Origin of the sequence: Streptomyces sp. NPDC008001, assembly GCF_042958085.1 — a bacterium.
Classification (GTDB): domain Bacteria; phylum Actinomycetota; class Actinomycetes; order Streptomycetales; family Streptomycetaceae; genus Streptomyces.
On the sequence record NZ_JBIBIZ010000001.1, the window covers coordinates 457,381 to 476,718 of the forward strand.

Here is a 19,338-nt window from a genome sequence, read left to right on the forward strand (position 1 = left end):
GGGGGAAACGTGAGTATCGCGCTGTTCGCGCTCGGAGGCACGATATCGGTGTCGGGCCGCGCCGGGGGAGCACGGCTGACCGGTGCCGAGATCACCGCTGCCGTGCCCGGGCTCGACGGGCTCGGCATGCCGCTGGACGTACGGGACGTCCACGCCGTGCCGAGCGGCAGCCTGACCTTCGCGCAGGTGCTCGGCGTGGTCGAGGCCGCCTCCCACGCCGTCGCGGAGGGCGCTGCCGGTGTCGTCGTCACGCAGGGCACCGACACGCTGGAGGAGACCGCCTTCCTGGCCGATCTCGTGTGGCCGCACGAGGCGCCGTTCGTCCTGACGGGCGCGATGCGGCAGCCGGGCATGGCCGGGGCCGACGGACCGGCCAACGTGCTCGCGGCCGCGCGCGTCGCCGCCTCGCGCGCGGCGCGCGGGCTCGGCGCACTGGTCGTCATCAACGACGAGGTGCACGCGGCGCGCTGGGTCCGCAAGTCCCACAGCACGAGCACGGCGGCCTTCGTGTCGCCGAATGCCGGCCCGGCGGGTCGTGTCATCGAGGGCGAGGTGCGGGTGCTGGCCCCGCCGCCGCGCCGCACCGTCCTGCCGTCCGGCGCCGTCCCGGCCCGGCTCGACGCCGCCCGTGTCGCCCTGCACTGCGTCACGCTCGACGACGACGGCGACCGGCTCGCGGGGCTGGACGAGACGCACCAGGGGCTGGTGGTCGCGGGTTTCGGGGCCGGGCACGTCCCCGCTTCCCTCGCGCCCGTGCTGGGCGCGCTGGCCGAGCGCATCCCCGTCGTGCTGACCTCCCGCACGGGCAGCGGTCCGGTGCTGCGGCACACCTACAGCGCACCCGGCTCGGAGACCGACCTGCAAAGGCGCGGCCTGATCAACGGCGGGCTGCTCGACCCGTACAAGGCCAGAGTCCTGCTGCGGCTGCTGCTGGCGGCGGGAGCCGGCCACGACGAGGTCGCCGCGGCGTTCGCCGAACACGGCTAGCCGCGCGCATCTGTGCCGTCCCCGGTGCGGGGCGTCAGCCCGCCCTCGAGAACGTAGAAGCACTCGTCGTGTCCCTCGCACACGTACGACTTGACACGGATCACCCCGGCACCGAGGCCCGCGAAGGCGTACGGATGAACGGCCGGTCGCGGAGGGCGACGTCGTCCGCCGGTCCGGCGGCGCGCAGGATCACGTCGAGGGCCCGGCTCGGAGAAGCGGTGCAGAGACCGCTGGCCCACGCCGCGTTGGCCTCGACCACCGCACGGCCACGTCACCAACGCGGTCACGCCGTAAGGAACTTCAGGATGCGGGCGTTCACCTCCTCCGGCGCCTCCAGGAGGGGGAAGTGCCCGACGCCCTCCAGGAGGATGCCGTCGGAGCCCTCGGGGAGGACGGCGATGATGTCGGCCAAGGTCTCCGCGTCGACGACCGGGTCTTCGCTGCCGTGTACGTAGAAGGTCGGCTGGGTGGGCAGACCGGCCAGGACCTTGCCCATTTCCCACTGGTCGGTGCCGAAGGTGGCGGGGTGGAAGTTGTCCCGGTAGAGCCCCAGGCCCGAGCGCAGGTTGGCGCTCTCGCGCAGGGCGTCCTTGCCCGCCCTGCGGTCCTCGGTGGAGTCGAAGCCGGGGACGGAGCCGCTCCAGTGCTGCCACAGCCAGTCCAGGTAGGCGAAGTCGTCGACCGGAACGATCTGGTCGGCGATGGCCATCTGGAAGAAGTAGAAGTGGCTGTTCTTATGGATCTGCACCGGGTCCGTGGCCTTGCGGTCGTAGAACCGCACCGGTGGGACGGCGGACACCACGGCCTTCGACCAACGCTCGGGCGCGTGCGCTGCCGCGCCCCATGCCACGAAGCCACCCCAGTCGTGGCCTATGAGGACCGCGTTCTCATCGCCGCCCAGCGCTTCGTGCAGGGCGTTGGCGTCGTCGATCAGGTCGGCGATGCGCATGCTGCCGGACGGCGGTACCTGCGTGGGGGCGAAGCCGCGCAGCGCGGGTGCCACGGCCCGGTAGCCCGCGTCGGCAAGACGGGGCATCAGGTGCCGCCACATGTGCGGCGCCTCCGGAAAACCGTGCAGCAGCAGGGCCAGTGGCCCCTCGCCCTCTTCGGTGTACGCGAAGTCGATCCCGTTGGCGGTGATGCGCTTGAAGTCCATGTTCGTTGCTCCTTGTTGGCGTTCCGGAGGAGATGATGTGGTGCTCGGCGGCCTTGCCTGCCGACCGTCTGTAACGATCGTTCTATCCAAAACCTAGCATGATCTAGAGCGATCGCTCTAGTTGTTTGGGTGGGGGTGAGCTGCGGGTGAAGGTCAAGGGCAGCCACGAGGCGGCGAGCAGTGCCAGGGCGATGCCGGTGATCCGCCCGGAGAGCCCACGGTCGTTCAGGCGGCCCGCCACGAACCCCAAGCGTTTCGGCTGGCGTGGGACTCGTGGTGCGAAGATCCCGGCATGCAATTCGATGATCCCGCCGGCATGCACCGAGTGTGCGCAGAACGGCTCGGCGAGAAGGCCGGCCGGCAGTTCGCGGCGATGGCCCGCCTCGGCTTCCGGCTGACCCAACCGACGGATGACGCCCCGGCCGCCGGTCGGTCCCGGCTCGGTGGCACCGCCCTGCTCGAACCGGGCACCCCTTGGCCCGAACTCGACGGCGTCCCACTGTCCCTGCACGCCGTACTCGACACCGATGCCCTCGCCGCCCGGCTCGGCGACGAACTGCCGACGCGGCCGGGCCTGCTCAACTTCTTCTACCTCGATCCGGACGTGCCGTACGACGAATACCGCAAGCTCGACGCGTCGAGGCCCGAGGCCTGCCGTGTGCTTCCCGCAGATGCCGCCCGGGCCATCGAGGCAGTCGCCCCCGAGCCGGCGCGGAGCTATCCGGCCCGACCCGTCCACGCGGCTGAGGCGATCATGCTCCCGGACTGCTGGGACGTCCACGACGGTGACATCGAGTTCGACACGGACGAGCACTGGGGCGCGCCGTCGCTCATCCTCAGCAAGATGAGCGACCTCGACGGGAACACCGCCGGCAGCCACTGCGCCTTCGGCTGGCCCGACACCTCCTACGGGTCCGGGGTCTCCTGCCGTGACGCCGACGGCCCCGCCGTCCATCTGCTCCAGCTCGCGGAGGACGAGGACCTCGGATGGGGCTGGGGCGACGCCGGAACGATGTACTTCACGATCCCCGCGAAGGCATTCGCGGCGGGGGACTTCAGCAAGGCCGAGGCGCACGGGCGCTGCTGCTGAGCCCGTAGTCGACCGGAGGCGCCACCTGCTGTGGCGAGTGCTCCGCCCCGGTGAGCCCTCGCCGCAGCGCCGCAGCGCCAAGGTGCCTTCGGTCGGTAGCGCAGCTGTTGCCGGCTTCCGGACCGTACTGCCGCCCACCCGGCTCCGATGTCTCGGGCGTCGTAGCACGGCGACGCAGGGGACAGGCACGGCCCGGCCTGCGCCGCGCGGAACACGTTGCCTTGCGGATCCTGCATGAGCCACCAGTGCCCCGCAGGCCTCTTGTTGATCTCGCGGATGCGGTGTCGCCCCCAGGCCTTCCAACCGGACCACCAGCTCTTCGAGGCCACCGGGCTCGCTGTGGATGTCCAGGCGCAGACGGGTCTTGCCCCGACTTGCCGGGCCCGTTCCGGATGCACCAGCGGTGTCCACTCCTCGACGGTGAGCATGCGCCAGGCATCGTGTTCGTCGGAGAGCTCCACCTCGGCCGTGCTCGGCCGGTTTCCTCGTAGGTCTCGCGTACAGCCGTCTGCCACAGGTCCTCGCCTTCGTCGTGGCCGCCACCAGGCGGCTGCCACTGGTCGCTCCAAGAGGTGTGCAGCAGCATTTCCCGCACGCCCGGTCCGGACCCCGCCGCCCGGCATCGGTGCCAGGACACACATCGGGCCTTCCCGCTGGTCAACCTGTGTTTGGATACCGGAGCCTGCCTTTGTGAGGGGAACGTTGACACGTACGACGCCGCCGCGCCCGCTGGACGTGGCCACGCAGCTTCCGGAGCTGGCCGGCCTGGCCAGGACAGCCACTCGCCTGCATCCACGGCGCGGTGCGCCCACTGTCCATGACAGTTCGGTGGGCGGGCCGCTGCTGTGGCCGGTGGGGGAGCCCTGGCCGATGTACGAGCCGGTGCTCGGGCTCCTCGGGCCGTTGACCACGCCGGCGGACATCCGCACGCTGCGGGAGACGTTCAGACAAGCGGAGTCACGGCCGAGGAGCCCCGGTGAGGACCTGCTGACCGAGCAGGAGACGGAAGACGTCAACCGGATCAGAGCCGGGTACGCGCCGGAGCTCCTGCCGGAGGGGCCGCTGCCGCTGATTCCGCTCGTGCAGCTCTACGCCCGGGACGTCCCCGGCCTTCCGTGCCCTGAGGGGACGGACATGCTTCAAGTGTTGTGGACCCCGTTCGACGAGATCGAAGGGTGCTCCGGCGCCGTGCAACTGCGGTGGCGTTTGTCCTCGGAGGTGCGGGAGGTGCTGGCCGCGCCGCCCGAGCCCGCCTATGTCGACATGAGTGACCACGTACCGACGCCCTGTGTGCTGCATCCGGAACAGGTACGGGAGTTCCCGCCGGTGCACCTTCTCACGGAGGAGCAGGCACATCGCCTGGACGCCTGGACGAAGGAGCGCCCGGCTGCCTACCAGCAGGTCGATTACGAGGGAGACCTGTCCGTCGCTCCCGGCTGGAAGCTGGGCGGCTGGCCTGCACACTTCACCTACCGCAAGCCGGCAGGCTCCAAAGAGCTCCAGTGCGGCGAATGCGGCGGCCCCGTGGACGCGCTGCTGACCGTCGACAGCGCCGAGTGGGACGGAAGGAGCCGCAGCTGGTGTCCGGTCGAGGACGTGGACGGAGATCCGTGCCCCACCAAAACACCCACCGTCGTGACGGTCGGGCGCGGCTTCGCCCTGCAGATTTACACGTGCGTCAGCACGTCGTCCCACCTGCCGCGGACAATCATGCATTAGCGCAGGGGCGGGGGAAGGGGTGGAACCGTCGCCGGTCCGGCGCACCCGCCCGGTGGCGGTTCGAGGCCGCGCAGAGCCTCCGGACTGCTGTGCCGGACGCTCAGCGGTCACCTAACCTGTCGCGCTCGCGCCCCGCCGAAGGCGGGTCCAGGAACTCCAGCTAGCCTGACGGGATGGGAACGATCCTGGTCAGCGCATGTCTGCGCGGAGTGCCGTGCCGTTTCGACGGGCGGCACAAGGCGGCGTCGGAGGTTGACGAGGCACTGGACGGCCACGACGTCGTGTCGTTCTGCCCGGAGGTAGCGGGCGGACTCGCGACCCCACGGCGGCCCGCGGAACTCGTGGGCGGCGACGGGCACGACGTCCTCGACGGGACCGCGCGGGTCGTCGAGGACACCGGGCGTGACGTGACAGCGGAGTTCATGGACGGAGCGCGGCGCGCACTCGCCGCGGCGGAGCACGCGGGCTGCACGGAGGCGTTGTTGATGCCGCGCAGCCCGTCGTGCGGGAGTGGCGCAGTGTACGACGGGTCCTTCACCGGGGAACTGGTGCCGGGCGACGGGGTGACGGCGGCACTGCTCAGGCGGCACGGGATCGCGGTACGGCCCGCGCCCGGGACGTGACGGCGGCAGCCCGGGTAGCGGCGCGGCATCCGGCTGCCCGAGATCAACCCGTTGAGCTGTGGCCCCGCTGGCCGTCGAGCTGTGTCACCAGGGCCCCGGAGGGACCCGCGCGGGCGGGCCCTCCCGACCGCACCCCGCGCCCTACCGGCCGTCGCCGCGCCGCACTTCGGTGATCCGGGAGGCGACCGCCGCGACCGCGCCGCCCGCCCGGCTGAATTCGTTCATGGACGCGATGAAGAGTTTGCCTTCCTCCTGGTCCAGGCCCTGACGGCAGTCGCGGCCGGCTCGGTCCGCCCAGGTGATGAACGACTGCCAGGACGCCTGGGCGCCGGGGTCGGGGACCGGGAAGTAGCGGCCGGCGTCCTGGGCGATCCGTCCGATGCCGTCGCACAGCGGGCGGAAGACGGACGGATCGATGTCCCCGTGTCCTTTGCGGGCGGCATCCATCAGGCTCGCGCTGAGCCGCCCGGTGGCGGTGGAGAACCGCTGGGCCAGCTCCCATCCGCCGTGCCCCCACCAGGCGTCGACCTGCAGCTGCTTGATCCGGGCGGACACGGCCGTGCGACCGGCGGCCGGCACCACGCGCGACACGTCGGCCGTGGCCTGCTGCCCCGGCGAGCCCTGCTCCCGGGCCGCTGCCGCGGTCGCCGCCACCGCCACGGCACACACCACCGCGACGCAGATGCGGCGGCCGGCGAGCCCGCCCCGTACGGGCCCGGGCGGCGGCTCGGAGGCCGGCCCTCGCGCCGGAGCGCCTCCCGCCTCCCGGCTCGCTCCGGCCCTCCTCGCCTCACGGAACCGCCGCACCCTCCCGGCCGCCGACACGGCCGCGGCCGCCATGACGGCGGCGAACGCGGCGAGCACGAGGACGTAGCCCAGGAACATCCGCGTGAGCGTCCAGGCCGGGTCCGGACGCCAATGGCAGGTCGTCGCCATCGTGTTGAGGGACGGCAAGCACCCGTCCGTGGCAGCGAGGACGAAGCGGCCAGCGAGCCCGCCCAGGGCCACGGTCTCGGCGGCGATCAGCGCGACGAGCAGCCGGAAGCGGGTGGCCGGAACGCTCGCGGCGACGGCGGCCGCCGCGGACACCGCCACCAGGGCCACCAGCGACCACACCTCGTCGATCAGGGCGAAGAGGCCCCCGCGCTGCCCGGGCGGCGGCTGCCACGTGTGCATGTACGCCATCACGGCAGCGACGGCGGCCCAGCACGCCGGCACGCCCAGCAGCACGACGGGAAGCAAGCGCCGCAGCGGTGGCAACTGCGGTGGCAACTCCCGCCCCGGGGCCGCCGCCTCACCTGCGGCCAGCCCCAGGGCGTCGCGCGCCCAGCGCGGCGGCATGCCGGCTGGGCGGAGCGTCCAGGCCAGGAGCGGTAGCGCCCACAGCGCCACGACCGCGGACAGGACGAGCGGCCGGTCCAGGCCGCTCAGCACCGGCCACACGCGGGCGATCGCGGTCTGCATGGCCGGATGGTCCGAGGGCGAGGCGGCGAAATCCTCCGCCAGCACCTGGCGCAGCCCGGCGGTGTCGTACGGCCACCCGCTCACCATCAGGACGCCGTGGGCCTGCCACCACACGAACCACGACGACAGCACCAGCCCCGCGGCCGCCAGGCCCAGCAGCATGGCGGGCCGGATCGTGCGCCCCGGCCACGCCCTCACCCACAACTGGGCGCTCTGCGCGGTCCACCAGGCGAACGCCGCCCCGGCGCACAGGACCAGCACCAGGACCTCCGGGTTGGCCGGAAACCACACCAGCAGCGCCGCCCGGTTCATGATCAGCTCACCGGCCGCCGCGCCCGCTCCCAGCCACAGCCCCGCCCGCACCCCGGAGGGCACCCGGCGCCCGGTGAGCACGGCGTGGGCCACGGCCCGCCACAGCGCGATCCCGGCCACACCCGTGGCCAGCCCCGCCGCGGCCACGGCCACCGCCCGGTGGGACCAGTAGCCGCCCGCGCCGGACGAGCCGGGACCGCTCCACGCCTGGGCGTCGATCAGCAGGGCCGCGACCCCGGTCAGGAACATCGGCAGCGCCTGCACGCCGAACAGCGCCGCCGGATCGTCCAGCGCCTCCCGGCGCAGGTCCCACCGCGGGTGGGTGCGCCACAGCTCGGCGAAGGCGCCCCACACCCGCCGGAGCGTGCCCCCGGCCGGGCCCGCCGCCGCGACCGCCCAGCCCCGGGGGTCCGCGCCCCAGCGCACCGCGGCCAGATCGGCGTAGAGCTCCCGGCTGCGCAGCACGTCCGACCGGGCGAGGTGGACCAGCACGATCATGATGAGGGGCAGCAGCAGGCCGCGCGTCACGAAGGGCGCCTCACCGCGCCAGAACGGCGACCGCACGGCGGCGGGGAGCGCGACGAGGTACCACGTGACGTACGGCAGGATCACCAGGGCGACGAACACCCGCCACACGGCGACGGTCGCGTAGGTGAGCGTGACGTCGCCGTTGCGGATGTGGGCGAACTCGTGCAGGAGCACCGCCCTGAAGCCCTCGGGATCGGTGGTCCGGCGGACGAGCAGACCGCCGTGCAGGCGCACGGTCGGGCGCCGGTTGCTGCCGAACACCACCGCACCGGTGGACGCGGCCGCGGGGTCGACGACGATGCGCGGGATCCGCGTCAGACCGGCCACCGCCGCGAGTTCCGCCACCCTGCGCCCGATCCCGCCGTCGTGGTCGATCGTCTCCAGCGGGACGGTCCGGCCGCGCCGCGCCTTCCACGCGGGCAGGCACCGGAACAGCACGACGGCCACCGCCACCACCAGCACCGGCCAGACGAGATTCAGCCACCACGGCGCCGCGGGCTCGTAGCGGTCCACGCAGGCCTGGTAGGCATCGTGGTGCGCGGCCCGCACGGCGGTGGCATGGTCGCCGCCCTCGTTGGGGTCCCCTCCGGCGGCGAGCAGGCACGCGTAGCCGGGCTTGACGGAGAGCCGGTCGGCGGCGAACTGCATCATCGAACCGCTGCTCACCAGCAGCAGCACCAGCAGCAGGACGAAGCGCACCGTCGTGCCCGCGCCCAGCGCCCGCTCGTCGACCCGCGGCGGAGCCGCAGGGACGGCCACGGCCATCACCGGGCCCGGGCCGCAGCGCCACCGCCATCGTGGCCGTCCGGGCCGGTCGGATCATCCGGGCCGCCTGGATCGCCAGGGCCACCAGGGCCACCAGGGCCGCCCGGTTCGCCCGTACCGCTCTCCGGCGCGGCCAGTGCGAGCCTGGCCACCACGGCGTCGGCGATGAGCAGCGCGCGCTCTTCGCCCAGCCCCCGCTGCACGGCCGTCTCGATCACCCGCCGGTGTACTTCGGTGAGCTGATCACGTGTCAGCTCCGGGAGGGGCACGGCGGCGGGCGGCCTGCGGAGGACCTTGCGCAGGACGGCCCTCGCCCCCTGGGCCGCGCCTTCCACGGCGGCGCCCCCGATCCGCCGCGCGGCCTCGTCGAGCGCCAGCCACACCACGGGAGTCACCAGTGCCGCGACTTCGCCCAGCCCGAACCCCAGTGGCTCGCGCCGCCCGTTCCGGCGCCCCAGCCGGCGCAGTGCCGCCTCGTCGTCGAGCCCGGCCAGCCCGTCCACGAGCAGCAGCTCTTCCGGTGCGACCAGGGCCACGACGTCGCGGACCACGTCGGACACTCTGGTCCCGCCCGCCACGTGCGTCGCGTCACCGCCGCTGTCGGGTTCGGCCGCCTCAGGGCTCATGGGATCCCCCGGTCCGTCGTTTTTCACAATTTTCACGATGGTGTGGTGCTGCACGATGCGGGCTGCACGGTGTGGTGCTGCGAAGGGCAACCATCGTGACGGGAGCAACCCGCTGAGGCAACACTCGCGCGGCCGCTACGGCGAGCCGGTCATGGCGGCCGCCGGCGCCGGACCGGCGCCCGGGGCTTCCCGGCCAATTCCGCTTCCGGGCCTACCGGGTGTCCGGTCGGCTGAGTAGCGTCGCGTGGTGCAGTGAGCGGTTACACCATGGAGCACACCAACGATTGGGGGGCACATGAACATCCGCAACCGTGTCGCGGCAGTCAGCGTATCCCTCGCCCTTGCAGGTGGAGGAATGGTGGGCCTCGCGGCGCCCGCCTCCGCATCCGGCGCCACCACGGCCTCCGCTTCCGCCTCCGCCTCCGTCTCCGCCCTCTCCTGCGAGACATGGCGGTACGAGCGGGGCACCAGGGGCCACGGTGCGTCGATCACGTGCTACGGCAGCTCGTTCACCGGTTACGCCGTCTGTCATCAGCCCGACGGCCACAAGTACATCCGCTTCGGCAACCGCGCCCGCTCGGGCGGCACTTCGTACGCGTGGTGCGGGCTCAACGGCGAGGTCGTGGACGCGGGGGCGTTCCCCGGCTTCCCCGGCTGATCGCTTCCCACCGTCTTCCGCCGTCGAAGGGCGGGGTGCCGTGCGGCCGTCGCCGCACGGCACCCTCGGGTTCAGGAGAGCCGGCCGCCGTAGTCGGGCAGCTTGAAGCCCTTCTCGTAGTAGCCGCCCTCGAAGTCCGTCGGCCGGTTGCCGATGTTGGCGGTGATCGTGTAACCGTCCTCGGTGAGCTCTTCCCGGCAGCGCGCCTTGCCCTCGTCCTTGCTCTCGCCGTGCTCACGCGTGCACACGGCGTCCACCGGGTAGCCGGCGTCCTTCATTTGCTTCCGGGCGGACGACGAGGACGTGCGGGCAGTGACGAACAGGACCGACATGTGGTGCTCGTGCGCCCACTCGGCCACCTCGAGCACCGGCTGGTTGGCCCGTCCCGGGTGGTAGTGCGTCTCCAGCGCGGTGTTGTCGATGTCCAGGACGACGGCCGGCTTCCCGCCGTGCCGGGCGGAGCGGTCGCGGAGCCACGGGATCGCGGGGCCGACGGCTTCCCGCACGTCGGCCTGCCACATCCGGTAGCCGGGCAGGCCCCCTCCGGAGGCGGCCTCGGCCGAGGCGGCCGTGGTCAGCAGCGTGACGGGCAGCGCGACTGCCGTCAGCGTGGCGAGGGCGGCTGTGCGGAACGTTCCGAGGGACATCGGCCTGTGCCTTCCGGGGATCTGGGTGATCAACCTGCTGACCGGAAGATCAGCAGCTCGGAAGGACGCCCGGGCGAAGGGAAGATGTCGCCCGGATGAACGGTGTGACGCCCGGTGCGGCGCCGCGACCGGCTACTTCGCGCACAGGGCGGTGCCGAACGCCTTCGCCGCCGCCTCATCGGCCTTCTCCGGCATGGTGAGGCTGGTATTGACGGCCAGGGTGATCTGCCGCTTGCCATCGGCCGACGTGAAGCTGAAGGTGCCGTAGCCGGGAACGCTGCCGGTGTGGCCCCACACCGGCTTCTCGCCGGGGCAGTAGGCGGCCCTGCTCTCCAGGCCCAGGCCGTACGACCGCTCCGGCCCGCGGTCCGTCGCGCCGAACGCCTGCATCTCCGCCCACAGGTGGGACGGCAGCAGCTTGCCGCCGGAGAGAGCACGGTAGAAGCGGTTGAGGTCGGCGGTGGTGGAGACGATGTTGCCGGGACCCCAGAACGCCGTGGGGCTGAAGTCCGTGAAGTCCGCCGGCGCGGTCTCGCCGGGCAGCCGCTCGTAACCGTTGAGGTGCCGGCCCGTCAGACGCGGGGAGGTGGGGACGGAGGTCCCGGTGAGGTGGAGCGGGCGCACGATGCGGCCGTCGATCTCGCGGTCGAGCGTGCGGCCGGTGGTCTTCTCGATCAGCATCGCGAGGACGACGTAGTTGGTGTTGGAGTACGCCCACTTGCCGGGCTGGCCGGGGTTGAACTGGCGGGGCTCCTTCAGGGCGAGTTCGACCAGCTCGCGCGGGGTGTACCGGGAGTGCTGGAGCTTGCGTATCGGGTCGTCGCCGCGCCGCAGCACGTCGGTGTAGTTCGGCAGCCCGCTGGTGTGGCCGAGCAACTGGCGTACGGTGACGGGCTTGCCGTCGTCGCCGTCGGGGACGAGGCCGGGCAGGTGGCGCCCGATGGGATCGTCCAGGCCGATCCGCCCCTCGCCGACCAGCTGCAGCACGACCGTGGCGACGAAGGACTTGGTCACGCTCCCGGCCCGGAACCGGTCCCCGGGCTTCGCCTGCCGCCCGTCCTGGAGGTCGGCGGCACCGCTGCTCACCCGCCAGACGCGGTCGCCCTCCCGCACCTCGGCGATCGCGCCGGGCGCGCCTGCGGCGACAATGCCGTCCAGATCCCGCTGCAGCGCGGCGCCCTTGCCGGCCGCGCGAGCGGCGTCCTGGTCCGCGCCCCGGGTGCCGGCGGGCGCACCGGCCGGTGCGGCGGTAGTCGCGGCGGCGGCCGGGACCGCGGCGGGCACGAGGGCGGCCGCGGCAAGGAGGGCGGAGGCGGCTGCGGTTCGGCGGCGCATGAGGGGGTTCCTCTCGTGGTGCGTTGGTGTGTCTTCACCGTAGGGTTTCCGCCCCCTGTTCCTGATCATGAACAGGGATGATCAAGGAAGCCCTGCCCCCTACGGGTACCCCGGCGCCGGATCCGGGTCCGTCCCTCCGGGGTGGGGGGCGAGCAAGCCGCCCGGCTCGTACGCCATGCACAACCGCTGGGATTGCGCCGACGCACCGGCCCTCGCCCCCCTCGGTCTCAGCTCCTGGGCCGGGTGAGACGGGATTCGGCCACGGCGAGGCCGGCGACGGCGGCCAGGAGCAGGAGCGTGCCCGCGACGGTCGCGGCCGTGAGGTGTTCACCGAGCAGTGCCACGGCCAGGATCGCCGCGCTCACCGGCTCGATCAGCATGACCACGGCCGCCGTCGCCGCGCGGACGGCCGCGACGCCGGCGAAGTACAGCGGGTAGGCGAGCGCTGTCGTGACGGCGGCGACGTAGGCCATCAGCAACAGGACGCGGCCCGGGTGGGCGGTGTGCGGCAGCAGCCCTTCCGCCCCGGCGAGCGGCAGCAGCACCGCCGCACCGATGCCGAAGGACCACATCGTCAGGCTGTAGGCGTCCTCACCCCCGCCACGGCGCCCCGTCCAGCGGGCCAGGAGCGTGGCCACCGCGTACCCGGCCGCGGACAGCAGCGCCAGCCCCGCCCCCAGGGGGTCGGCCGAGCCGGTCCGGTCCCCCAGGACGAGGACGGCCAGGCCGGCCAGGGCCCCGCACACCGCGAGGACGCCGCCGCGTCCGATCCGCTCGTCGAGCAGCAACCGGCCGCCCACGGCGGTGAACACCGGCCCCGCCCCCAGCGTGACGATGGTGCCCACGGCCAGCCCCGTCTGCTGAACGGCCCCGAAATAGGCCGTCTGGAAGACGGCAAGGCCGATCCCCGTGCCACCCAGCAGAAGCAGCCGCTGCCCCCGCAGCGGTCGCCGCGGTACGCGGGGAGAGGGCGTGGTGCGGGAGGGCAGCAGCGCGCGGGCGGCGAGCAGCAGCGCCAGGCCGCTGACGTAGCGCCAGAAGGAAACCGCCATCGGCCCCAGGTCGCTGGACCGGTAGACGATGTCCACCGCGGCCCCGGTCGTCCCCCAGGTGACACCGGCGACGGCGAGGAAGACGAGCCCGCGCGCCACGGACGACGGCTTGGACGACGATCCTGACGACGACTCTGACGACGGTTCCAGGGAAGCGGCGGAAGAGCCGGCAGGCTCAAGGGACTTTTCGGATACGGAACGTGACACAGTGCGTTCTCCACACGGAGCAGATGGTCATGGCCTCCTGTGTGCGGGCACGACCGGGCAGCGCGCGGGCCCTCAAGACCTCACGCGCGCTGGTCACTCATGGCGGCCCGCCTCAGACGGCAGGAGGCGCAAGCACTGTCGAACGCATGACAGGCACCCTACCCGGGGCCGGTCGCCCGGCGGAGGGCGGGACGGCAGCAAGCCGCAGCCGGCCCCGGCTGCGGCTTGCAAGGTTGTTCCTGGTGTCCTGCCGCGGGTCAGACCCGGTCGGCGGCGATGAGCAGGTACTGGAAGCTGCCGTCCTTGTACGCGGTCAGGAAGGCCTTCTCGATGCCGGTGGCCAGCGGCGACTGGGCGCGCAGCTCCCAGTAGGGGATCGTGGCCTCGGTGAGGTCCACCACGGCGGCCGGGACGAGGCGGTTCTTCGCCATCTCCTTGAAGTAGCTGCTGCGCGGGTGGATGTCACAGATGTAGTGGGCGTTGATCTCGCTGACAGCCCGGGACGGCAGGCCGTAGCTGTCGTTGTAGCAGCCGGTGATGGTCACGTACCGGCCGCCGTGCCTCAGCATCCGTGCGTACTCGGGGAACAGCTGGGAGAGGTCCACGTACATGGTGCTCTCGTTGTTCCAGATGGCCCGGAAGCGGCCCGTCTCGAAGCCGGTGTCCAGCATGTTCCTGAGGTGGAAGCGCACCTTGTCGGCCACGCCGCGCTTCTCGGCCTGCTCGTTGGCGAACGCCACCTGCGTCTCGGAGATGGAGACGCCGTCGACGTGGCAGCCGAACCGCTGGTTCGCGACGAGGCTGCCGCCGCCCCGCCCCGATCCGGAGTCGAGCAGCCGGTCGTCGGGGGTGATGGGCCCGAGGTGGTTCAGCAGCAGGTCCGCCTGGGCGCACTCCAGGCGGTGCAGTTCGGCGGTGATCCGCTCGTCGCGGGTCTCCTCGGGCCCCTCCAGCACCGACCAGTCGGCGTCACCGATCCCGTAGTGGTGGTGGTAGATGCCGTCAACCTCCCCGAGGCGGAGGTTGACGGGGTTCTTCTCGTGGTTCCAGTACTCGGCGACGGATCGCTGGTAAGCACTGGCGAGGACCGAGGCGGGGGCGGTCTCCTGAATCGTCACAGGGTCTCCTCTTTCGATAGCGGGTAAGCCGGGCAAACGAAGGGATCGGGCTCGGGCGAGGTCAGCTTCCGGCGCGGTCAGGCTCCGGCGCGGCGGGGCGCGTTCACGGGGCCGTGGCGCCGTGGTAGCGGGGGCTCGTGGCGTGCCACTCCTTGCTGCCGCCCATCCACGCCCACAGCCCGGTCAGGTAGCGCCGCAGGGCGGGGGAGCCGGCCGCGCTCAGGGCGGCGCACTCGGCCTCCACCGTGTGCATCAGCTCGTCGTGGATGACCGCCGCACGGTTGACGGCCTCCTGCAGCGAGCAGTTGTCCTCGGCGGCGATGAGGTTGGGCAGGTTGGTGTCCGTGGGATCTTCCTTGCTCATCGAATACAGGTCGTTGAGCAGGACGTTCGCCATGCCGGCGTACAGATAGGTGCGGCGCACGCGCGCGTCGGCGAACTCGGCCGCGGGGAGCTCGTAGCCGCCGACCGGGTCGATCAGGACCATGCACGGGTAGAAGGCGTTCTCGTACCGGTGGAGCAGGTACTCCCACACGGCTGGCCGGCGCCCGGAACTGCGCCACTCCGCTTCCTGGTTGTAGCCCACGAACATCACGGCCAGCTCGTGGCGCAGCCGCGCCACCTGCGTGGGGCTGGCGATCAGCGCCAGGTGGTCGAGGCAGGAGCGGAAGGCGCGCAGGACGGGTTCCTTGCGGACGAGATCCTCGAACTGCGCCAGGTAGCGGCCCGGGAGCCGGACGGGGTCGACCACGGCATGGGCCATGGCCAGGCGCGAGCCGATCAGCTCGGGGGAGGTGTCCTCGCCCTCGTCGACCCAGTGGTCGTCGACCGCCCACTCGGCCAGCCCGCACCGGGCGGCGGTCAGGAGGCGCTCCGGGTCGTCGGTGTCGGGGTGGGCGAGCATGAACAGCCGCCCGAAGTTGTGCGACCGCAGCCGTTCGAGACGGCCCTGGAAGATCCCCGTCTCCTCGGCCCACTCGACCAGCCGGTTGTTCACCTCTTCGCCGAGGGCCGGGTCGTCGCGCTCGGCGTCCGGGCAGTAGAGCGGCGGCACGCGCACGGAAGCGCCCGGAGCACTTCCGGAGGCCGCGTCCCCGGCCCGCTCGGAGGCCGGCTCGGCGGAGGCCGCAGGGGCGGGGGCGGCCGGCGCCGCGACGCTCGCCGCCGGTGCGGCAGCGGTACGGAAGAGACGAGCCGCCGACGTGCCCAGCCCCGAGGGCCCGGCGAGGAGACCGCGCAGCGCGTCCCCCACGGCGGGGGCAGGGCCGCCGGAAGGGCCGTCCGGGCGGGAGGCGCTGCGTGCGCCCGCACCGGGCAGAGAAACGCCGTTCAGCTGGGCCATCCGCGGTCCCCTTCGCTACGCATACGGGCTACAACCAGCAGCGTGTGGGCCCGCGGGCGTCAGAACAGCGGAAACGGCGCCATGTTCATCCGTACGTAGTTGAGTACGTTTATACGGTCGAGCTGCGGCGTAGATACGACGGAAGAGCGCAGATCGGTAGATCGGCCAGATCGGCGGATCGTCAGAGCCAGCCGCGCCGCGCCGCCTGGACCCCAGCCTGGAAGCGGGTGGTGGCGCCCAGTCCGGTCAGCAGGGCCGAGACGCGGCGCACGACGGTGCGGCGGCCCACGCCCAGGTGCCTGGCGATCGCGTCGTCGGTGGCACCGGCGGCCATGAGCGTGAGGATCTCCCGGTCCCGGGCGTCGAGCTGCGTGCCGATCCCCGCTGCCGACACGGGGACGGCCAGCTTCCACAGGGTCTCGAAGACGTTGGCCAGCGCCTCGAACAGGCCGGAAGGGCGGATCAGGAGGGAGACGACCCCGGGGCGGTCCCCGGGGCGGTCCCCGGCGGCGTGGGTGACCACGGCCAGGTCATCGTCGCCGATGGCCAGTTTCATCGGCGGATCGTCCAGGCTCCGCGCCTGTTCCCCGGCCTTGATCATGCGTGTCATGTTGGGCCACGCGACGGGGTCTTCGAACGCGGAGCCGTGGTAGATGGTGCGGTACACGACGCCGGCGGCCATGCGTTCGCGCTGCAGCACTTCTTGTTCGAGGTAGTGGCCGGACGTCCCCGAGTACGGCGGCACGTCGATGACCCGGACCTGACGGCGCGCGGCCTGCTGGAGCTGCCGGCTGACCGCCAGGATGCGCTCGGGGTCCTCGACGACCTCCAGCGCACCGTAGTGACCGGCGTCGCCCCGCCCGGCGGAACGGTAGAGCCGCTCCAGCTCCGCACCCGTCCGGTGCAGGGCCGTCCGCAGGGCGGCATCGCGCCGCAGAAGTCTCTCGACGGACTGCGCGGGCGGTAACGCCTCCCAGGACTCCTCCCCGCCCCAGGCGGCCGGGTCCAGCACGTCGTGCACGGCACTCCCTCCCCCCACTGAACCGCATTCTGAACCGCATTCCGAACGGAATTCCGAACCGCATTCGTGAACCGGATCGTAGCCCCGGGTCCTGCCCGCCTCACTTGCCGGGCGTGTGCAAGCGCACGGCGAGTGCGGCGATGTCGTCGTCGAGCCCTTCGGTGCTGTAGCGCAGCAGGTCGCGGTGCAGCGCGTCGAGCAGCTCGCGGGGCCGCTTCGGGGACTGCCGCTGCATCCACTCGACCAGGGGGAAGAACACGCCCTCCCGGTTGCGGGCCTCGGTGACGCCGTCGGTGTAGAGCAGCAGGTGGTCACCGGGGGCGAAGTCGAAGGTGTCGGTGCTGTAGCAGTCGCCGAACAGTTCCGCGAGGTTGAGCAGCGGCGAGGGAGCGGAGGGCTCCAGGACGCGGAGCCCTTCCCCGCCGAGGAGCAGCGGCGGGGGGTGGCCGCAGCTGAGGATCCGGAGATGGCCGCCTTCGCGCGGGATCTCGACGAGGAGGGCGGTGACGAACCGCTCCATCAGGTCCTCGAAGGAGAACGCGGCGAGGTACCGGGAGCTGCTGGCCTCCAGGCGGCGCGCGATGCTGCGCAGATCCGGTTCGTCGTAGGCCGCCTCGCGGAAGGAGTTGACCACCGCTGCCGCCGATCCCACCGCCGGCAGTCCCTTGCCCCGGACGTCCCCGATGACCAGCCGGAGCCCGAACCGCGTGTCGGCCACCTCGTAGAAGTCGCCACCGATGCGGGCCTCGGCCGCGGCCGCGAGGTACAGCGATTCGATCTCGACGCCCCCGAAACGGCGCGGCATGGGGCTCAGGACCACCTGCTGCGCCGCGTCGGCGACGAGCCGGACCTGGAAGAGCGTGCGCTCCCGCTGGAGCCGGACGTGGCTTCCGTACGCGGCGGCGACGGTGACCGCGACGATCCCCGCCGCGGTGTACCCCGTCCCCAGGTCGGGGAAGACGATGCCGAGGCCGATCATGAGGAACAGGCAGACCGTGCCCAGGAGGACCGTCGGGAGCACGGGCCACATGGAGGCGGCGAGGGCGGGCGCGGCGGGCAGGAGACGGCTGAAGGCCATGCTCCTGGGCGTGGTGTACGCCAGGCTTGCGATGACAACGGTGAGGATCACCGGGGACAGCGGAGTAAGCGGCCACCGGCCGTGACGACGACGGAGCCCCAGCCGGCCAGGCTTGATCACACTGCACAGTGTATCTACACAAAGTAGACATAGCGCCCCGTGTGGGCCTCGACCGCTGGGCCGTCCGGGGGAGGGGCGCGCGTGCGCGGCCGCGCGCCGCTGCGGTTCGCCGTGACGCCTGCCATAACGCTCGCCGTGACTCCCGCCGTGACGGCCGGGGGCGGAGCCGGCTGCCGTTCGCTCGTCCCAGTAGGTGGACTTGCCGGTCGTACGGTACGGACGCCGCGGCCGCGGGGTATCCACAGACCGAATCCCCGTCCGGCGTCCGGGCCGGCCCGCGGGGCGGCGGAAGGGTGTGCGTACTGGCCGGAAACGGTCCCCCAGATGGCAGCGAGGCGTCCGGCGGTGCCGGGGACGGCCCGCGGTGGCCGCGCGGGGAGCGCGGCATCCGGATCAGGCCGTCGCGCTCCTGGTTCACCGCCGGGTTCAGCGTCGGACTGGGGCTGACGCTGGCCTACACGGTGCTGGAGACGCTGCTGCGGATCAGCAGTGTCCTCACGCTGCTGCTGCTCGCCCTGTTCGTGGCCGTCAGCCTGGAGCCGGTGGTGGCGTGGCTGGCGCGGCGCCGCCTGGGCCGGGGCCGGGCGGTGGTCGTCGTGGTCCTCGGCATGCTGGCGGTGCTGGCGGGATTCCTCGCCCTGGTCATTCCGCCCGTCTCCGCGGAGATCTCCGCGCTCGTCGACGCCGTGCCGAAGTGGCTTGAACAGCTGCACGACCACCACTCCGCCCTCGGCCGCCTGGAGGACCGCTTCCACCTGATCGCCAAGGCCCGCCGGCAACTCGGCGGGGGCAGCGGTTCCGCGGTGCTCGGAGGGCTGCTCGGCGTCGGACACGCCGTCCTCGACGCCGTCTACGGCACCGTGCTGGTGGTCGTCGTGACCGTCTACCTCATGGTGGGCATGGAGCAGCTGAAGGGCTTCGCCTACCGCTTCGTACCGCTCAGCCGCCGGACGGCCGTGATCGACCTGACCGAGATCATCCTGGCCCGGGTGGGTCGGTACATGCTGGGGAACGTGGTCACGTCGGCCATCGCCGGCCTGGCGACGTTCCTGTGGTGCGTGGGCCTGGACGTGCCGTACGCGGCCGCGCTCGGCGTCTTCGTCGGCCTGATGGACATGGTCCCCGTGGTCGGCTCCACCATCGGCGGCGTGGTGGTCAGCCTGGTCGCGCTGTCGGTGTCCTTCCCCATCGCCCTCGCCACCGCGGCCTTCTACATCGGCTTCAGGCTGGCCGAGGACTACCTGATCATGCCGAAGGCCATGCGGTACGCCGTCGACGTGCACCCCATCGTCACGGTCGTCGCCGTGGTGATCGGCGGCGCCCTGCTCGGCGTGGTCGGCGCGCTCATCGCCATTCCCGTCGCGGTCGCCCTGGGCATCGTGCTCGACGAGTCCGTGTTCCCCCGGATCGACATGGTGTGACGACGACGGCGACGGTGACGACGGCGGAGGCGACGGCGGCGGTACGACGAGGAGCCTGACTTCACGGGG

The 19,338-nt window shown here is 72.4% G+C and carries 18 protein-coding genes; 6 read left to right on the top strand and 12 right to left on the bottom strand.

Features of this window, described 5'->3' with window-relative positions:
• The first annotated feature begins 9 nt into the window (after window positions 1–9).
• Window positions 10–987, top strand: coding sequence for an asparaginase (locus ACFZCD_RS02050; protein WP_391826879.1), 978 nt, complete (start codon window positions 10–12; stop codon window positions 985–987).
• A 100-nt stretch (window positions 988–1,087) separates the two neighbouring features.
• On the opposite strand, the gene ACFZCD_RS02055 is transcribed toward ACFZCD_RS02050, so the two are convergent.
• Both ACFZCD_RS02055 and ACFZCD_RS02060 read right to left on the bottom strand, forming a co-directional pair.
• A complete protein-coding gene (locus ACFZCD_RS02055) occupies window positions 1,088–1,246 on the bottom strand; it encodes a hypothetical protein (RefSeq protein ID WP_391826881.1) in 159 nt (52 codons plus the stop codon).
• A 24-nt stretch (window positions 1,247–1,270) separates the two neighbouring features.
• Window positions 1,271–2,143: an alpha/beta fold hydrolase gene (locus tag ACFZCD_RS02060; protein WP_391826883.1), complete on the bottom strand. Its 873-nt coding sequence runs from the start codon at window positions 2,141–2,143 to the stop codon at window positions 1,271–1,273.
• 292 nt (window positions 2,144–2,435) lie between these two features.
• Between ACFZCD_RS02060 and ACFZCD_RS02065 the strand changes: the two genes are divergently transcribed.
• Window positions 2,436–3,233, top strand: coding sequence for a DUF1963 domain-containing protein (locus ACFZCD_RS02065; RefSeq protein WP_391826885.1), 798 nt, complete (start codon window positions 2,436–2,438; stop codon window positions 3,231–3,233).
• Here the strand turns inward: ACFZCD_RS02065 and ACFZCD_RS02070 are convergent.
• Window positions 3,199–3,819, bottom strand: coding sequence for an NUDIX domain-containing protein (locus tag ACFZCD_RS02070; RefSeq protein ID WP_391826887.1), 621 nt, complete (start codon window positions 3,817–3,819; stop codon window positions 3,199–3,201). The two genes, ACFZCD_RS02065 and ACFZCD_RS02070, sit on opposite strands and share 35 nt — an antisense overlap.
• A 284-nt stretch (window positions 3,820–4,103) precedes the next feature.
• Here ACFZCD_RS02070 and ACFZCD_RS02075 point away from each other — a divergent pair, with 284 nt between their 5' ends.
• Together ACFZCD_RS02075 and ACFZCD_RS02080 are read left to right on the top strand one after the other, a co-directional pair.
• On the top strand, window positions 4,104–4,952 hold the full coding sequence (locus ACFZCD_RS02075) for a hypothetical protein (RefSeq protein WP_391826889.1): 849 nt from the start codon (window positions 4,104–4,106) through the stop codon (window positions 4,950–4,952).
• A gap of 173 nt (window positions 4,953–5,125) precedes the next feature.
• Window positions 5,126–5,575, top strand: coding sequence for a DUF523 domain-containing protein (locus tag ACFZCD_RS02080; RefSeq protein ID WP_391826891.1), 450 nt, complete (start codon window positions 5,126–5,128; stop codon window positions 5,573–5,575).
• Window positions 5,576–5,716: 141 nt separating this feature from the next.
• Here ACFZCD_RS02080 and ACFZCD_RS02085 read toward each other — a convergent pair whose 3' ends face one another.
• Complete coding sequence (locus ACFZCD_RS02085) at window positions 5,717–8,638, bottom strand: M48 family metallopeptidase (protein ID WP_391826893.1); 2,922 nt, start codon at window positions 8,636–8,638, stop codon at window positions 5,717–5,719.
• A gap of 5 nt (window positions 8,639–8,643) precedes the next feature.
• Window positions 8,644–9,270: a hypothetical protein gene (locus ACFZCD_RS02090; RefSeq protein ID WP_391826895.1), complete on the bottom strand. Its 627-nt coding sequence runs from the start codon at window positions 9,268–9,270 to the stop codon at window positions 8,644–8,646.
• A 355-nt stretch (window positions 9,271–9,625) separates the two neighbouring features.
• Between ACFZCD_RS02090 and ACFZCD_RS02095 the strand changes: the two genes are divergently transcribed.
• Window positions 9,626–9,928 (top strand): hypothetical protein, encoded by a 303-nt coding sequence (locus tag ACFZCD_RS02095; RefSeq protein WP_391826897.1) that lies wholly within the window; start codon window positions 9,626–9,628, stop codon window positions 9,926–9,928.
• Window positions 9,929–9,999: 71 nt separating this feature from the next.
• On the opposite strand, the gene ACFZCD_RS02100 is transcribed toward ACFZCD_RS02095, so the two are convergent.
• The 7 genes from ACFZCD_RS02100 to ACFZCD_RS02130 all read right to left on the bottom strand — a co-directional run bounded on the left by ACFZCD_RS02100 (window position 10,000) and on the right by ACFZCD_RS02130 (window position 17,779).
• Window positions 10,000–10,575: an HAD family acid phosphatase gene (locus ACFZCD_RS02100; protein ID WP_391826899.1), complete on the bottom strand. Its 576-nt coding sequence runs from the start codon at window positions 10,573–10,575 to the stop codon at window positions 10,000–10,002.
• A gap of 132 nt (window positions 10,576–10,707) precedes the next feature.
• Complete coding sequence (locus ACFZCD_RS02105) at window positions 10,708–11,910, bottom strand: serine hydrolase domain-containing protein (protein ID WP_391826901.1); 1,203 nt, start codon at window positions 11,908–11,910, stop codon at window positions 10,708–10,710.
• A 227-nt stretch (window positions 11,911–12,137) separates the two neighbouring features.
• Window positions 12,138–13,061: a DMT family transporter gene (locus ACFZCD_RS02110; protein WP_391826903.1), complete on the bottom strand. Its 924-nt coding sequence runs from the start codon at window positions 13,059–13,061 to the stop codon at window positions 12,138–12,140.
• Between the two features lie 365 nt (window positions 13,062–13,426).
• A complete protein-coding gene (locus ACFZCD_RS02115; protein ID WP_391826905.1) occupies window positions 13,427–14,287 on the bottom strand; it encodes a geranyl diphosphate 2-C-methyltransferase in 861 nt (286 codons plus the stop codon).
• 103 nt (window positions 14,288–14,390) lie between these two features.
• The gene (locus ACFZCD_RS02120) at window positions 14,391–15,629 is read right to left on the bottom strand and encodes a family 2 encapsulin nanocompartment cargo protein terpene cyclase (RefSeq protein ID WP_391826907.1); all 1,239 of its coding nucleotides are present in this window, start codon (window positions 15,627–15,629) and stop codon (window positions 14,391–14,393) included.
• A gap of 181 nt (window positions 15,630–15,810) precedes the next feature.
• Window positions 15,811–16,650 carry a LuxR C-terminal-related transcriptional regulator gene (locus tag ACFZCD_RS02125; protein ID WP_391826909.1) on the bottom strand — a complete coding sequence of 280 codons (840 nt, stop codon included), beginning with the start codon at window positions 16,648–16,650 and terminating at the stop codon, window positions 15,811–15,813.
• Window positions 16,651–16,750: 100 nt separating this feature from the next.
• Complete coding sequence (locus ACFZCD_RS02130; protein WP_391826911.1) at window positions 16,751–17,779, bottom strand: PP2C family protein-serine/threonine phosphatase; 1,029 nt, start codon at window positions 17,777–17,779, stop codon at window positions 16,751–16,753.
• Window positions 17,780–18,141: 362 nt separating this feature from the next.
• Here ACFZCD_RS02130 and ACFZCD_RS02135 point away from each other — a divergent pair, with 362 nt between their 5' ends.
• Window positions 18,142–19,269 (top strand): AI-2E family transporter, encoded by a 1,128-nt coding sequence (locus tag ACFZCD_RS02135; RefSeq protein ID WP_391826913.1) that lies wholly within the window; start codon window positions 18,142–18,144, stop codon window positions 19,267–19,269.
• The last annotated feature ends 69 nt before the right edge of the window (window positions 19,270–19,338 follow it).

Coding starts and splice junctions, on each gene's coding strand:
- ACFZCD_RS02090 (WP_391826895.1), bottom strand. CDS start 9,270: ATGAGCCCTGAGGCGGCCGAACCCGACAGCGGCGGTGACGCGACGCAC.
- ACFZCD_RS02065 (WP_391826885.1), top strand. CDS start 2,436: ATGCAATTCGATGATCCCGCCGGCATGCACCGAGTGTGCGCAGAACGG.
- ACFZCD_RS02120 (WP_391826907.1), bottom strand. CDS start 15,629: ATGGCCCAGCTGAACGGCGTTTCTCTGCCCGGTGCGGGCGCACGCAGC.
- ACFZCD_RS02095 (WP_391826897.1), top strand. CDS start 9,626: ATGGTGGGCCTCGCGGCGCCCGCCTCCGCATCCGGCGCCACCACGGCC.
- ACFZCD_RS02060 (WP_391826883.1), bottom strand. CDS start 2,143: ATGGACTTCAAGCGCATCACCGCCAACGGGATCGACTTCGCGTACACC.
- ACFZCD_RS02075 (WP_391826889.1), top strand. CDS start 4,104: ATGTACGAGCCGGTGCTCGGGCTCCTCGGGCCGTTGACCACGCCGGCG.
- ACFZCD_RS02080 (WP_391826891.1), top strand. CDS start 5,126: ATGGGAACGATCCTGGTCAGCGCATGTCTGCGCGGAGTGCCGTGCCGT.
- ACFZCD_RS02100 (WP_391826899.1), bottom strand. CDS start 10,575: ATGTCCCTCGGAACGTTCCGCACAGCCGCCCTCGCCACGCTGACGGCA.
- ACFZCD_RS02070 (WP_391826887.1), bottom strand. CDS start 3,819: ATGCTGCTGCACACCTCTTGGAGCGACCAGTGGCAGCCGCCTGGTGGC.
- ACFZCD_RS02105 (WP_391826901.1), bottom strand. CDS start 11,910: ATGCGCCGCCGAACCGCAGCCGCCTCCGCCCTCCTTGCCGCGGCCGCC.